Consider the following 14,278-nt stretch of genomic DNA (forward strand, 5'->3'; position numbering starts at 1 on the left):
CTCCCCCCGCTCGACGGTCAGCAAGGGCTGAGGCGATCCCCCTCCCGCCCGCCTCCCCGCAACACCCGCTCACGTACAAGGAGTTACGGATCCCATGGACGCTGTGACCCAGGTCCCCACCCCCGTCAACGAGCCGGTGCACGGCTACGCCCCCGGCTCGCCCGAGCGTGCCCGGCTGGAGGCCAGGCTCAAGGAACTGGCCGACAATCCGATCGACCTGCCGATGACCATCGGCGGCGAGAAGCGGATGGGCGGCGGCGAGCGCTTCGACGTCGTGCAGCCGCACAACCACAAGGCGCGCCTGGGCACCTACGCCAACGCCACCCGGCAGGACGCCCAGGACGCCATCGACGCGGCCCTCGCCGCCGCGCCCGCCTGGCGCGCGATGTCCTTCGACGACCGCGCCGCGATCATCCTGCGCGCCGCCGAACTGCTGGCCGGCCCCTGGCGCGAGACCCTCGCGGCCTCCACCATGCTCGGCCAGTCGAAGACCGCCCAGCAGGCCGAGATCGACACCCCCTGCGAACTGGTCGACTTCTGGCGCTTCAACGTCGCCTACGCCCGCCAGATCCTCGCCGAGCAGCCCCCTGCGAACTCCCCGGGCGTCTGGAACCGGCTGGACCACCGTCCGCTCGAGGGCTTCGTCTACGCGATCACGCCGTTCAACTTCACGGCGATCGCGGGCAACCTGCCCACCGCGCCCGCGCTGATGGGCAACGTGGTGGTCTGGAAGCCGTCCCCGACGCAGACCCACGCCGCGGTGCTGCTGATGCGGCTCCTGGAGGAGGCCGGGCTGCCCAAGGGCGTCATCAACCTCGTCACCGGCGACGGCATCGCGGTGTCCGAGGTCGCCCTGGAACACCGGGACCTGGCCGGCATCCACTTCACCGGCTCGACGAAGACCTTCCAGTACCTGTGGAAGACGGTCGGCGCCAACATCGAGAAGTACCGCTCCTACCCGCGCCTGGTCGGCGAGACCGGCGGCAAGGACTTCGTCGTCGCCCACCCGAGCGCCGACCCGGCCGTGCTGAAGACCGCCCTCACCCGCGGTGCCTTCGAGTACCAGGGCCAGAAGTGCTCCGCGACCTCGCGCGCCTACATCCCGGCGTCCCTGTGGAACTCGGGCTTCAAGGAGGAGTTCGCCGCCGAGGTCGACTCCCTCACCATGGGTGACGTGACCGACCTGTCGCACTTCATGGGCGCGGTCATCGACGAGCGGGCCTTCGCCAAGAACAAGGCCGCGATCGACCGCGCCGAGGCCGACCCGGCCTGCACGATCGTCGCGGGCGGCAGCTACGACGACTCGGTCGGCTACTTCGTGCGCCCGACCGTCGTCGAGTGCACCGACCCGGAGAACGAGGTCTTCACGACCGAGTACTTCGGCCCGTTCCTCGCCGTCCACGTCTACGAGGACGACCGCTACGACGAGATGCTCACCCAGATGGAGTCGGTGTCCGACTACGCCCTCACCGGGTCGGTCATCGCGAACGACCGCGCGGCGGCGGCGTACACGATGGAGAAGCTGCGCTACGCGGCCGGCAACTTCTACATCAACGACAAGTCGACCGGCGCCGTCGTCGGCCAGCAGCCCTTCGGCGGCGGCCGCGCCTCCGGCACCGACGACAAGGCCGGCGCCCCGCAGAACCTGATGCGCTGGACCCTGACCCGCGCCATCAAGGAGACGCTGGTCCCGCCGACCGACTACACGTACCCGCACATGGGCTGACGTCCCCCGCCCCACCCCGACGGGCCAGGTCCTTTCGACCTGGCCCGTCGGCATGTCCGGGTGACCGGGGTTCCCTGACGGACGCGCAGGCCGGGGCGGTGCGACCGGGACGCCGTCTCAGATAGTAGGAAGTCCGAGTAATTGTGGAGACAGTCGCGCGCCGCTCCCTTAGCTTTGTAGGAGCCGAACGTCTCGCTCGATCAAGCGAATGGCGGTCGAGGGCCGGGCCCTGCGCAGGCAACCCCTGCGGCCCCGCTCCCCGCCAACCCGGCGTCTCGCATCCCTTTTCCGTACTCCCTGGTTCTCGAAGGAGTCGATTTCCCATGGCCGAGACGACCGTCCGCCGCCGAGTCCGCCACAGCTCCCGCACGAGCGAGTCCGACCGCAAGAACGCCGCCGCGGCACTCCAGCGCGCCCTCGACCGCCGTGACAACGGCGGCGAGACCGGCCACTGACCGGCCCTCACCCGCCATTGGCGGAGGAGGCGCCGATCGTCGGCCGGCCGCAGGCCGGGTTACCCGGAAGTCCGGGAGCCGCACCCGCACGGGCTGCGGCGCGGGACCCCGAACGGGACTTCGGACCCCGCGCCGCGGCCCGGACCCAGCCCCGCCCCTGTCCGTATCGCGGACGCTCCATGTCATTCCATGGGACGCCGAGTAGGGTGCTCACATGTCTCGCAGCATCAATCTCGCAGTGATCCCCGGTGACGGCATCGGCCAGGAGGTCGTGGCCGAGGGTCTCAAGGTCCTCTCCGCCGTCCTTCCGCAGGATGTGAAGCTGGAGACCAAGGAATTCGACTTCGGCGCCCGGCGCTACCACGCCACCGGTGAGACCCTCACCGACGCCGACCTCGACGCGCTGAAGAAGCACGACGCGATCCTCCTCGGCGCGATCGGCGACCCGTCGGTGCCGTCCGGCGTCCTGGAGCGCGGCTTCCTGCTCAAGCTCCGCTTCGCCTTCGACCACCACGTCAACCTGCGGCCGAGCAAGCTGCTGCCCGGTGTGGAGACCCCCCTCAAGGGTGAGCCCGCGATCGACTTCGTGGTCGTCCGCGAAGGCACCGAGGGCCCCTACACCGGCAACGGCGGCACCATCCGCAAGGGCACCGAGCACGAGGTCGCCACCGAGGTCTCCGTGAACACGGCCTTCGGTGTCGAGCGCGTGGTGCGGGACGCCTTCGCCCGCGCCCAGGCCCGCCCCCGCAAGAAGCTCACGCTGGTCCACAAGAACAACGTGCTGACCTTCGCCGGCCACCTGTGGACGAACATCTTCCACCAGGTCGCCGCGGAGTTCCCCGAGGTCACCACGGACTACATCCACGTGGACGCCGCGACGATCTACCTGGTCACGGACCCCGCCCGCTTCGACGTGATCGTCACCGACAACCTCTTCGGCGACATCATCACCGACCTCGCCGCGGCCGTCTCCGGCGGCATCGGCGTCGCCGCGAGCGGCAACATCAACCCCGCCGGCGACTTCCCGTCCATGTTCGAGCCCGTGCACGGCTCGGCCCCGGACATCGCGGGCCAGGGCAAGGCCGACCCCACCGCCACGGTCCTGTCCGTCGCCCTCCTGCTGCGCCACCTCGGCTACGAGTCCGAGGCCGCCCGCATCGAGGACGCCGTCTCCGCCGACCTGGCGGAACGCACCGGCAGGCCGGCCCGCGGCACCACCGAGATCGGTGACGCGCTCGCCGTACGAGTAGCCGGCTGACGCCCGCGCCACCTCGAAACCATTCGAAGCCGCCGGGTCGCATCCGCACCCGGCGGCTTCCGCATGTCCCCCGCCGGGTGCCACCATCGACCCCGGGCCGCGTTTCACCCGTTTCCTCCACCGCCCGCCTCGCGCGATAATCGAACGCGGAGCCGCGGAATGAGGGAATGCTCGGACGTCCCAGTACTGGGCGTACAGGAACGAAAGCGGCCCGTCACTACAACACCGGTGAAGGACAACCACTCATGACGACGCCCACGATCGAGCTCAAGCCCTCCGCCAGTCCGCTCTCCGACGCCGAGCGCGAGGCGATCCTGGCGAACCCCGGGTTCGGCCGCCACTTCACCGACCACATGGTGACGATCAAGTGGACCGAGGGCCGCGGCTGGCACGACGGCCAGCTCGTCCCGTACGCGCCGATCCCGCTCGACCCGGCGACGAACGTCCTGCACTACGCCCAGGAGATCTTCGAGGGCCTCAAGGCCTACCGCCGCCCCGACGGCTCCGTGGCCACCTTCCGCCCGGACCAGAACGCCAAGCGCTTCCAGCGCTCCGCCCGCCGCCTCGCCATGCCCGAGCTGCCGGTCGAGACGTTCGTCGAGGCCTGCGACGCGCTGATCGCCCAGGACGAGGCCTGGGTGCCCGCGCACGGCGGCGAGGAGTCCCTCTACCTGCGCCCCTTCATGATCGCGACCGAGGTCGGCCTGGGGGTGAAGCCCGCGAACGAGTACCTGTTCCTCGTCATCGCCTCACCGGCCGGCGCCTACTTCGCCGGCGGGGTGAAGCCGGTCTCCATCTGGGTCTCCGAGGACCGCGTCCGCGCCGTCCCCGGTGGCATGGGCGACGCCAAGACCGGCGGCAACTACGCCGCCTCCCTGCTCGCCCAGGCCGAGGCCGCCGCCAAGGGCTGCGACCAGGTCTGCTACCTCGACGCGGTCGAGCACCGCTGGGTCGAGGAGCTCGGCGGCATGAACCTGTACTTCGTGTACGGCGACAAGATCGTCACGCCGACCCTCACCGGCTCCATCCTGGAGGGCGTCACCCGCGACTCCCTCCTCCAGGTCGCCCGCGACCTCGGGTTCGAGTCCGAGGAGCGCCGCGTCTCCCTCGAGCAGTGGCAGGGCGACGCCGCGAACGGCGCCCTGACGGAGGTCTTCGCCTGCGGCACGGCCGCGGTCATCACCCCCGTGGGCACCGTCAAGCGCGCCGGCGCCGAGTGGCAGCACTCCGGCGGCGAGCCCGGCCCGGTCACCGTGAAGCTGCGCGAGGCGCTTCTCGACATCCAGCGCGGGAAGACCGAGGACCGGCACGGCTGGATGCACACGATCGGCTGACCCGCCCCCGTCCCCGCCAGGGCCGCCCCGGACACGAGTCCGGGGCGGCCCTTTCGCATGTCCCCGCACCCTTGTTTGAGCGTCGCTCAATGCGATGTGCGCCTTAGGGTCAAGGGGGGATGTAGAGCATGACCGCATCGGTTAGAGTGACGCTCTAAGTCGGAGGATGCGAGGAGGTGTCCCGGCGTGAGACTGACCCCGACGGAACGCGACCGGCTGCTGCTGTTCGGTGCCGCCGAGCTGGCCCGTGCCCGCCGCGCCCGCGGCCTGCGGCTGAACGTGCCGGAGGCCACCGCGCTGATCGCGGACGCCGTCTGCGAGGCCGCCCGCGACGGCGCCCGGCTCGCCGAGGCGATCGAGCGCGCCCGCGCGGTCCTCGGCCCCGACGACGTCCTGCCGGGCGTCGCCGACGTCGTCACGGAGGTGCACGTCGAGGCCGTCTTCGACGACGGTTCCCGGCTCGCGGTGGTCTCCGACCCGATCGGGGGCGGTCTCGGGGCCGGGGCACCCGGCGCGCTGCTGCCGGGGCCCGGGTACGCCGAACCCGAGGCGGCGCTCCGGCTGACGGTCACCAACACGGCGGGCGTGCCCGTCTCCGTCACCTCGCACTTCCACTTCTTCGAGGCCAACCCGCGCCTGCGCTTCGACCGCTCGGCCGCCTACGGCATGCGGCTCGCCGTCCCCGCCGGCTCCTCCGTGCGCCTCGGACCGGGCGAGCACGCCGAGGTCGGCCTGGTCCCCCTCGGCGGCGACCGGATCGCGATCGGCTTCGCCGGGCTGGTCGACGGGCCGCTGGACGCGCCGGGGGCCCGGGAAGAAGCCCTGCGCAGGGCCGCCGCCTGCGGCTATCTCGGCGTACCGGGAACGACGGACGAGGAGGACGGACGATGAGCCGCCCCGGAGGACACCCCGCCGAGGACCGCCGCCTCACCCCGTACGAGTACGCCGCCACGCACGGCCCGCGCGCGGGCGACCGTCTCCGGCTCGGCGACTCCGGGCTGGTGATCCGCGTCGAGTCCGACTCCCAGCGCCCCGGCGACGAGTTCCTCGCCGGGTTCGGCAAGACCGCCCGCGACGGACTGCACCTGAAGGCCGCCGCTGTGCGCGAGACCTGCGACGTCGTCGTCAGCAACGTCGTCGTGATCGACGCAGTGCAGGGCGTCCGCAAGGTGTCCATCGGCATCCGCGAGGGCCGGATCCATGCGATCGGGCGGGCCGGGAACCCCGACACCCTCGACGGGGTCGACGTGGTCGTCGGCACGGGCACGTCGATCGTGTCCGGCGAGGGACTGATCGCCACCGCCGGTGCCGTCGACACGCACGTCCACCTGCTGTCGCCGCGGATCATGGAGGCCTCGCTGGCCTCCGGCGTGACCACGGTCATCGGGCAGGAGTTCGGGCCGGTGTGGGGCGTCGGCGTCAACTCGCCCTGGGCGCTGCGGCACGCGTTCAGCGCCTTCGACGCCTGGCCGGTCAACATCGGCTTCCTGGGGCGGGGTTCCTCCTCCTCACCGGACCCGCTCGTCGAGGCGCTCGCCGAGGGCGGCGCGTCCGGCTTCAAGGTCCACGAGGACATGGGCGCCCACACCCGGGCGCTCGACACGGCGTTGCGGGTCGCCGAGGAGCACGACGTACAGGTCGCCCTGCACAGCGACGGGTTGAACGAGTGCCTGTCCGTCGAGGACACCCTGCGCGTGCTGGAGGGCCGTACGATCCACGCCTTCCACATCGAGGGCTGCGGCGGCGGACACGTGCCGAACGTGCTGAAGATGGCGGGAGTCCCGAACGTCATCGGCTCCTCCACCAACCCCACCCTGCCGTTCGGCCGGGACGCGGTCGCCGAGCACTACGGCATGATCGTCTCGGTCCACGACCTGAAGACCGACCTGCCCGGCGACGCCGCCATGGCCCGTGACCGCATCCGCGCCGGAACCATGGGCGCCGAGGACGTCCTGCACGACCTGGGCGCGATCGGCATCACCTCCTCCGACGCGCAGGGCATGGGCCGGGCGGGCGAGACCGTCCGCCGTACGTTCGCGACGGCCGGGAAGATGAAGGCCGAGTTCGGCGCCCCGGCCGAGCACGACAACGAACGCGTCCTGCGCTACATCGCCAAACTGACCATCAACCCCGCCATCGCGCACGGGCTGTCCCACGAGGTCGGCTCCCTCGAGACCGGCAAGCTCGCCGACATCGTGCTGTGGCGCCCCGAGTACTTCGGGGCCAAGCCGCAGCTCGTCCTCAAGGCCGGCTTCCCGGCGTACGGCGTGGTCGGTGACCCCAATGCGGCCACCGACACCTGCGAACCCCTCGTCCTGGGACCGCAGTTCGGCGCGTACGGCGCCACGCCCGCCGACCTCTCGGTGGCCTTCGTCGCGCGGGCCGCGCTGGACCGGGGCAACGACCGGATGCCGACCCGACGGCGCCGGGTCGCCGTCCGCGGCACCCGTGGCATCGGCCCCGCCGACCTGCGGCTCAACTCCCGTACCGGAGCGGTGGACGTCGACCGGCGCACCGGCCTGGTCACCCTCGACGGAGAACCGCTGCGCTCCGGACCGGCCGACTCCGTCTCCCTCAACCGCCTCTACTTCCTGTGAGGACCTCCCCGATGAGCAAGGCCGCCGACGACGGCTTCCGGATGCCCGCCGAATGGGCCCCGCACGAGCGCACCTGGATGGCCTGGCCCGGCCCCAACCCCACCTTCGACGACCCCGAGGACCTCGCCGCCTCCCGTGCCGCCTGGGCGTCGGTCGCCCGGGCGGTCCGCCGCTTCGAACCGGTGACGGTGGTGTGCGGACCGGGGCGGTCGGCAGACGCGCGCGCCGTGCTCGGGCCGGGCATCGACACCGTCGAGCGCGAACTCGACGATGCCTGGATGCGCGACATCGGCCCCACGTTCCTCACGAACGGGCGCGAACTGGCGGCCGTGGACTGGACGTTCAACGGGTGGGGCGCCCAGCACTGGGCCCGCTGGGAGCACGACGAGAAGATCGCCGCGTACGTCTCGGACCTCGCCGGAGCGAAGACGTACGCCTCCGGCCTGGTCAACGAGGGCGGGGCGATCCACGTCGACGGCGAGGGGACGGTGCTGCTGACGGAGACCGTCCAGCTCGGCCCCGAGCGCAACCCGCACTGGACCCGCGCACAGGTCGAGGCGGAGATCCACGCCCAGCTCGGCACCCGCAAGGCGATCTGGCTGCCGCGCGGCCTCACCGGCGACTACCCCCCGCACGGCTTCGGCACCCTCGGCCACGTCGACATCGTCGCCGCGTTCGCCCGTCCCGGCGTGGTCGTCGCCCACAGCCAGCCGGACCCCGCGCACCCGGACCACGAGGTGACGAAGGAGGTCGTCGGCCTGCTGCGGGCGCAGACCGACGCCCGCGGGCGCCGGCTGGAGGTCGTCGAGGTCCCGGCGCCCACCGTCCTGGAGGCAGACGGCCACTGGGCCGACTACTCCTACATCAACCACTACCTCTGCAACGGCGGGGTCGTCCTGTGCGGCTTCGACGACCCGCGCGACGAGATCGCGGCCGGCGTCTTCCGCCGGCTGTTCCCGGACCGGACGGTGACACTGGTCGACGCCCGTACGATCTTCTCCGGTGGCGGTGGCATCCACTGCGTCACGCAACAGCAGCCGAAGATCTGAGAGACACGGGGGAGTCCCGATGCCCGGTGCGGCACGTGAGCGCAGGCACGCCCCGCCCCGCGAGGACGTCCTCGCCGCCGCCATGGCGATGATCGCCGAGCGCGGTCTGGAGAAGCTCACCATGGCGGCGCTCGGACGCGAGGTGGGGATGAGCAGCGGGCACCTCCTCTACTACTTCCGCTCCAAGGACGAACTGCTCCTGCAGGCCCTGGAGTGGAGCGAGGGCCGCCTCGGCGCCGAGCGCGGCCGGCTGCTGACCGGCCGGGCCACGGCCCGCGAGCGGCTCGACGCCTACGTCGACCTGTACGTCCCCGACGGCCACCGCGACCCGCACTGGACGCTGTGGCTGGAGGTCTGGAACCGCTCGCAGACCGCCGCCGCCGACGCCGCCGCCCGCGACCGGCAGGCGGCCATCGAGGGTGCCTGGCACCGCGACCTGGTGGCACTGCTGGCGGAGGGCGTCTCCCGCGGCGAGTTCCGCCCCGTCGACCCCGACCGGTTCGCCACCCGGCTGCGGGCGCTGCTCGACGGTTTCTCCATCCACGTGGCGATCGGGCTGCGCGGCGCCGACCGCGAGCAGGTCATCGGGCATGTGACGGAGTTCGTGACGGACGCCCTGCTCGCATCGTGATGGACGTCCTGCTCGCATCCTGAGACGGTCGGTGAGGGGAGGGCTGCCCTGTGTCAGACTCCCCCCGTGCTCTCGTTCGCCACGATTATTGGCAGCAGGCGCGCCGGTCCGCAGTGACCGCCACGTACGACCAGGTACGGGCGGCCATCGTCGTCCTCGACCCGCGCGCAGACCTCTCGCACCCGCGAGGGGTTTTTCGTTTTCCTGGCCCACCTTCAGCCGGGAGGCGGGCGCGCGGGACCATGGGGGGATGGTGGAGCCGGTCATTCCGGTAGACCGAGATCCAAAACAGGAGCCTTGAGACCATGACGGAAACCAGCGAGCTCGACGACTCGTTCCACGTCTTCGACACCACCCTGCGCGACGGCGCCCAGCGCGAGGGCATCAACCTCACGGTCGCCGACAAGCTCGCGATCGCACGGCACCTGGACGAGTTCGGCGTCGGCTTCATCGAGGGCGGCTGGCCCGGCGCCAACCCGCGCGACACCGAGTTCTTCGCCCGGGCGCGGCAGGAGATCGACTTCCGGCACGCCCAGCTCGTCGCCTTCGGCGCCACCCGCCGGGCCGGCGCCAAGGCCTCCGAGGACCCCCAGGTCAGGGCGCTCCTCGACGCGGGCGCCGACGTGATCACGCTGGTGGCCAAGTCGCACGACCGGCACGTGGAACTGGCCCTGCGCACCACGCTCGACGAGAACCTGGCGATGGTCGGCGACACGGTGTCCTTCCTCAAGGAACAGGGCCGCCGCGTCTTCGTCGACTGCGAGCACTTCTTCGACGGCTACCGCGCGAACCCCGAGTACGCCAAGGCCGTCGTCCGGGCGGCGGCGGAGGCCGGCGCGGACGTCGTCGTCCTCTGCGACACCAACGGCGGCATGCTCCCCGCCCAGATCCAGGCCGTCGTCTCCACCGTCCTCGCCGACACCGGCGCCCGCCTCGGCATCCACGCCCAGGACGACACCGGCTGCGCGGTCGCCAACACCCTCGCCGCCGTCGACGCGGGCGCCACCCACGTGCAGTGCACGGCCAACGGCTACGGCGAGCGCGTCGGCAACGCCAACCTGTTCCCGGTCGTCGCCGCGCTGGAACTGAAGTACGGCAAGAAGGTCCTCCCCGAGGGCCGGCTGCGCGAGATGACCCGCATCTCGCACGCCATCGCGGAGGTCGTCAACCTCACGCCCTCCACCCACCAGCCGTACGTGGGGGTCTCCGCCTTCGCCCACAAGGCCGGCCTGCACGCCTCCGCCATCAAGGTCGACCCGGACCTGTACCAGCACATCGACCCCGAGCTGGTCGGCAACACCATGCGGATGCTCGTCTCCGACATGGCCGGCCGTGCCTCGGTCGAGCTGAAGGGCAAGGAGCTCGGCATCGACCTGGGCGGCGACCGCGAGCTGGTCGGCCGCGTCGTCGACCGGGTCAAGGAACGCGAGCTGAAGGGCTACACGTACGAGGCGGCCGACGCCAGCTTCGAGCTGCTGCTGCGCGCCGAGGTCGAGGGCCGGCCGCTGAAGTACTTCGACGTCGAGTCCTGGCGGGCCATCGTCGAGGACCGCCCCGACGGCACCCACGCCAACGAGGCCACCGTCAAGCTGTGGGCCAAGGGCGAGCGCATCGTCGCCACCGCGGAGGGCAACGGCCCGGTGAACGCCCTCGACCGTGCCCTGCGCGTGGCCCTGGAGAAGATCTACCCCCAGCTCGCCAAGCTGGACCTGGTGGACTACAAGGTCCGCATCCTGGAGGGCGTGCACGGCACCCAGTCCACGACCCGCGTCCTGATCTCCACCACCGACGGCAGCGGCGAGTGGTCCACGGTGGGCGTCGCGGAGAACGTGATCGCCGCCTCCTGGCAGGCCCTGGAGGACGCCTACACCTACGGACTGCTGCGGGCCGGGGTGGCCCCGGCCGAGTAGGGCGGGGCCACCGGGATCACCGCGGGGTCCACTTCTGGTGGGCGGCGCCCGTGCAGCTCCGTATCCGGGCCCGGGCGCCGTCGGCGGAGGCCGGCGACGGCCTGTCGCGAGGTCCGGCTCCCGCTCCGGTTGCCCTGCTTTGTCGTCGTACGAGGTAGCTTCGAAGTATGAAGGTCGCACTTTCGACCCGAGGTCTCGCCGGACTGCTCCTCGCGCTGGCGCTCGCCGCCCTGACCCTGCTGTCGGCCGGCGCCCCGCCCGCCGCGGCCGACACCAGTGTGTCGACGATCGCCGCGGCCCTGCGCGAGAGCCCCGTCTACGTCGACCCGGCGGCGTCCGCCCAGCTCTCCCAGGCGGACGCCCACGCCCTCCAGAAGAAGATCGAGGACGCCGGCAAACCCGTCTTCGTCGCCGTCCTCCCCGCCGGCTACCCGACCGAGAACCTCTTCACCGACCTGCGCACCGCCACCGGCGTCACCGGCCTCTACGCGATCCGCCTCGGCGACCGCTTCGACGCCCGCGCCGACTCCTCGGTCCTGCCGACGGCCGCCGTGCGCAACCTCGTCACCAGTGTCCAGGGCGAGAGCGACACCACGGCCCAGCTGAACGACTTCACCGACCGGGCCCTCGCCAACATGGGCGGCTCCGCCCCCACGGGCTGGGGCTCCCCGGACGGCGGCGGAGTGTCGACGGCCGGCCTGGTCACCGCGGGCGTGGTGGTCGCGGTCGGCGGCGCCGGTGCGTACACCCTCGTACGGCGCAACCGCCGGCGGCACGCGCAGGAGCAGCAGGTCGCCCTGGAACGGCTCCGGGTCGTCGTCGACGAGGACATCACCGCCTTCGGCGAGGAACTCGACCGACTCGACTTCCACCCGGCCGAGCCCGGCGCCGACGACGCGATGCGCGGCGACTACGAGCACGCGCTCGACGCCTACGAGAAGGCCAAGTCGTCCATGGCGGACGCGACGAGACCGGAGGACGTGCGCCCCGTCACCGAGATCCTGGAGGACGGCCGCTTCGCCCTGGCCCGGCTCGCCGCCCGCCGGGCCGGCGAACCGCTGCCCGAGCGCCGCCCGCCGTGCTTCTTCGACCCGCGCCACGGCCCCTCCGTCGCCGACGCCGCCTGGACCCCGCCCGGCGGGGCCGCCCGCCGGGTCCCGGTCTGCGCGGCGGACCGCACCCGCCTCGAGGACGGCCGCGACCCCGTGGTCCGCGAGGTCGACACCGACTACGGCCGCCGCCCCTACTGGGAGGCGGGCCCGGCCTACGGCCCCTGGGCGGGCGGCTACTTCGGCGGCGGCCTGCTGCCCGGCCTGCTCGTCGGCACGATGCTCGGCGGCCTGATGGCCACCCCCTCCTACGCCTCCGACTACGGCAGCGGCTACGGCGACTTCGGCGGCGGCTACGAGGGCGGCGACGTGTCCGGAGCGGACTTCGACCCCGGCAGCTTCGGTGACTTCGGCGGCGGCGGGGGAGGGGACTTCGGGGGCGGCGGGGACTTCGGCGGAGGTTTCTGACGCCGACACCTACGTCGCCGCTGTCCGGCCGGCCGCCTGCCCACCGTCGGCCGCCGGCCGCGGATCGCCCACGGTGCCGCACGGGCCCGGCGCCGCAAGCGCCGGGCCCGTGGACGTCGTACGGACGCGGTGGGGTACGGGTGGGTCAGAGCGAGGCCGCCGCCGAGGCGATGGCCGAGGCGAACGTGGAGACCTCGCTGTAGACGCCGGGCGCGTTGGGCCGGGCGCAGCCGATGCCCCAGCTGACGATGCCGACCTGGATCCACGCGTTGGCCGAGTCGCGGCGGAACATCGGGCCGCCGGAGTCGCCCTGGCAGGTGTCGACGCCGCCGGCCGCGTACCCGGCGCAGATCTCGTCGCTCGCGATCAGGCCGCTGTAACCGCTGTAGGAACGACAGGTGGCGTCGCTGACGAACGGCACGGTCGCCTTGAGCAGGTACCGCTGCTGGGCGCCGCCCTCGGTGGCCGAGCCCCAGCCGGCGACGGTGAAGGTGCCGGTGTTGTACTGCGTGGTGGTCGCGATCTTCAGCGTCGGCAGGTTGATGGGCTGCGCCAGCTTGATGAGGGCCCAGTCCTTGCCGTTGCCGTTGTAGCCGGGGGCCCGGTAGACGTAGGTGGAGCGGACCTGGACCCGGCCGGTGGTGGACTGGAGGTCCACGACGCCGGCGGTGGCGGTGATGCTGGTGTTGGCGCCGGTCGAGCCCACGCAGTGCGCGGCGGTGAGCACGATCTGCTGGGTGTAGAGCGCGCCGCCGCAGCCCATGGAGAGCCGGACCATGAACGGGAACTCGCCCTGTGCGGCGCGGGTTCCGCCCACGACGGGCGAGGGCGCGGCCTGGGCGGACGAGACGGGCTGAAGGCTGGCGATCGCGAGGGCGGCGGCGCCGACGGCCGCGAGTCTCTTGAGCGCCGTGAGCAGTTTCTTCAACGTGATGCCTTCCGTGGGGGGTGACCCGGAGTCGGGGGATCTGGTGGTGCCCGAAACACGGAATTGACGCGCGCATGACAACATCGGCAACAAAGAAACGCCCATTTGCTGGCATGGGCAGGTCAAATCTGTTGCTGGATTATGAGAACGCCGCAAGCCTTCGCACAAGGGGTGCGATCCGGCCACGCCCGAGCACCCGCGAAGGGCGATCGCCGAACGAGGACAGCAGTTGACCTATAGGGCTTCTGGCCTGGGCCCATGACCGAGCCCCTCACCCCCTCGCGTTCCCCACCGCCGCCGACCTGGACGCCTGGCTCACCGCGCATCCGGCGCCGCACCCCGGACTCTGGGCCGAGGTCGCCAAGAAGGGGTCCGGGGTGGACTCCGTCACGGCCGCCGAGGTCAACCACGTGGCCCTCTGCCACGGCTGGATCACCGGTCGGCGCAAGGGCCTCGACGAGGTGCGGTTCCTCCAGCGGATCGCCCCGCGCCGGCCGGGCAGTCTCTGGTCGGCGGTCGACGTGCGCCGGGTCGAGCAGCTGACCGCGGCCGGCCCGATGCGGCCGGCCGGGCTCGCCGAGGTGGCGGCGGCGCGGACCGACGGACGGTGGGCGGCGGCGTACGCCTGCCAGCAGCACGCCGCCGTCCCCGCGGAACTCGACGCCGCCCTGGACCGGAGCCCGCGGGCCCGCGCGGTCTTCGAGCGGCTGGGCCGCACCGACCGCTACCTCGCCATGCTCGGCGTGCTCCGCGCCCGCTCCCCGCAGGGGCGGACCGCTCGGGCGGCGACCGCCGTCGCGCGGCTGGAGGCCGCGGCCGACGGCGGGTGACGCGCCGCGGGTCCCCCCCCGGCGGGGGGAGGCCAGCCCTACG

The 14,278-nt window shown here is 72.3% G+C and carries 12 protein-coding genes; 11 read left to right on the forward strand and 1 reads right to left on the reverse strand.

The annotated features are described in order from the left end of the window. Positions 1 to 94: 94 nt before the first annotated feature. The 10 genes from pruA to ACH4N1_RS24220 all read left to right on the forward strand — a co-directional run bounded on the left by pruA (position 95) and on the right by ACH4N1_RS24220 (position 12,477). Positions 95 to 1,726 (forward strand): L-glutamate gamma-semialdehyde dehydrogenase, encoded by a 1,632-nt coding sequence (gene pruA, locus ACH4N1_RS24175; RefSeq protein ID WP_398099997.1) that lies wholly within the window; start codon positions 95 to 97, stop codon positions 1,724 to 1,726. A gap of 323 nt (positions 1,727 to 2,049) precedes the next feature. After that, positions 2,050 to 2,181 carry a hypothetical protein gene (locus ACH4N1_RS24180; RefSeq protein WP_356562089.1) on the forward strand — a complete coding sequence of 44 codons (132 nt, stop codon included), beginning with the start codon at positions 2,050 to 2,052 and terminating at the stop codon, positions 2,179 to 2,181. 214 nt (positions 2,182 to 2,395) lie between these two features. Further along, entirely contained in the window at positions 2,396 to 3,439 is a 1,044-nt protein-coding gene (locus ACH4N1_RS24185; RefSeq protein WP_398099999.1) for a 3-isopropylmalate dehydrogenase, read from the forward strand. A 245-nt stretch (positions 3,440 to 3,684) separates the two neighbouring features. Continuing rightward, the gene (locus tag ACH4N1_RS24190) at positions 3,685 to 4,773 is read left to right on the forward strand and encodes a branched-chain amino acid aminotransferase (protein ID WP_398100001.1); all 1,089 of its coding nucleotides are present in this window, start codon (positions 3,685 to 3,687) and stop codon (positions 4,771 to 4,773) included. Between the two features lie 186 nt (positions 4,774 to 4,959). After that, on the forward strand, positions 4,960 to 5,664 hold the full coding sequence (gene ureA / locus ACH4N1_RS24195) for an urease subunit gamma (protein ID WP_398100003.1): 705 nt from the start codon (positions 4,960 to 4,962) through the stop codon (positions 5,662 to 5,664). Continuing rightward, positions 5,661 to 7,370 carry an urease subunit alpha gene (locus ACH4N1_RS24200; protein ID WP_398100005.1) on the forward strand — a complete coding sequence of 570 codons (1,710 nt, stop codon included), beginning with the start codon at positions 5,661 to 5,663 and terminating at the stop codon, positions 7,368 to 7,370. Before ureA ends, ACH4N1_RS24200 begins: the two co-directional genes overlap by 4 nt. A gap of 11 nt (positions 7,371 to 7,381) precedes the next feature. Further along, positions 7,382 to 8,419: an agmatine/peptidylarginine deiminase gene (locus ACH4N1_RS24205; RefSeq protein ID WP_398100007.1), complete on the forward strand. Its 1,038-nt coding sequence runs from the start codon at positions 7,382 to 7,384 to the stop codon at positions 8,417 to 8,419. A gap of 19 nt (positions 8,420 to 8,438) precedes the next feature. Next, a complete protein-coding gene (locus ACH4N1_RS24210) occupies positions 8,439 to 9,050 on the forward strand; it encodes a TetR/AcrR family transcriptional regulator (protein WP_398100009.1) in 612 nt (203 codons plus the stop codon). A 305-nt stretch (positions 9,051 to 9,355) separates the two neighbouring features. Further along, positions 9,356 to 10,960: a citramalate synthase gene (gene cimA, locus ACH4N1_RS24215; RefSeq protein WP_382785946.1), complete on the forward strand. Its 1,605-nt coding sequence runs from the start codon at positions 9,356 to 9,358 to the stop codon at positions 10,958 to 10,960. 167 nt (positions 10,961 to 11,127) lie between these two features. Continuing rightward, the gene (locus ACH4N1_RS24220; protein ID WP_398100011.1) at positions 11,128 to 12,477 is read left to right on the forward strand and encodes a hypothetical protein; all 1,350 of its coding nucleotides are present in this window, start codon (positions 11,128 to 11,130) and stop codon (positions 12,475 to 12,477) included. Between the two features lie 145 nt (positions 12,478 to 12,622). Here ACH4N1_RS24220 and ACH4N1_RS24225 read toward each other — a convergent pair whose 3' ends face one another. Then, the gene (locus tag ACH4N1_RS24225; RefSeq protein WP_363091879.1) at positions 12,623 to 13,405 is read right to left on the reverse strand and encodes a serine protease; all 783 of its coding nucleotides are present in this window, start codon (positions 13,403 to 13,405) and stop codon (positions 12,623 to 12,625) included. Positions 13,406 to 13,650: 245 nt separating this feature from the next. Here ACH4N1_RS24225 and ACH4N1_RS24230 point away from each other — a divergent pair, with 245 nt between their 5' ends. Then, positions 13,651 to 14,235 carry a YdeI family protein gene (locus ACH4N1_RS24230; protein ID WP_398100084.1) on the forward strand — a complete coding sequence of 195 codons (585 nt, stop codon included), beginning with the start codon at positions 13,651 to 13,653 and terminating at the stop codon, positions 14,233 to 14,235. Positions 14,236 to 14,278 lie beyond the last annotated feature (43 nt).

Origin of the sequence: Streptomyces sp. NPDC017202 (genome assembly GCF_044331705.1) — a bacterium.
Classification (GTDB): domain Bacteria; phylum Actinomycetota; class Actinomycetes; order Streptomycetales; family Streptomycetaceae; genus Streptomyces.

What these genes read in the sequence shown, in the direction of transcription:
- pruA (WP_398099997.1), top strand. Translation starts at nt 95, where the DNA reads ATGGACGCTGTGACCCAGGTCCCCACCCCCGTCAACGAGCCGGTGCAC.
- ACH4N1_RS24220 (WP_398100011.1), top strand. Translation starts at nt 11,128, where the DNA reads ATGAAGGTCGCACTTTCGACCCGAGGTCTCGCCGGACTGCTCCTCGCG.
- ACH4N1_RS24200 (WP_398100005.1), top strand. Translation starts at nt 5,661, where the DNA reads ATGAGCCGCCCCGGAGGACACCCCGCCGAGGACCGCCGCCTCACCCCG.
- ACH4N1_RS24185 (WP_398099999.1), top strand. Translation starts at nt 2,396, where the DNA reads ATGTCTCGCAGCATCAATCTCGCAGTGATCCCCGGTGACGGCATCGGC.
- ACH4N1_RS24205 (WP_398100007.1), top strand. Translation starts at nt 7,382, where the DNA reads ATGAGCAAGGCCGCCGACGACGGCTTCCGGATGCCCGCCGAATGGGCC.
- ACH4N1_RS24210 (WP_398100009.1), top strand. Translation starts at nt 8,439, where the DNA reads ATGCCCGGTGCGGCACGTGAGCGCAGGCACGCCCCGCCCCGCGAGGAC.
- cimA (WP_382785946.1), top strand. Translation starts at nt 9,356, where the DNA reads ATGACGGAAACCAGCGAGCTCGACGACTCGTTCCACGTCTTCGACACC.
- ACH4N1_RS24180 (WP_356562089.1), top strand. Translation starts at nt 2,050, where the DNA reads ATGGCCGAGACGACCGTCCGCCGCCGAGTCCGCCACAGCTCCCGCACG.
- ACH4N1_RS24190 (WP_398100001.1), top strand. Translation starts at nt 3,685, where the DNA reads ATGACGACGCCCACGATCGAGCTCAAGCCCTCCGCCAGTCCGCTCTCC.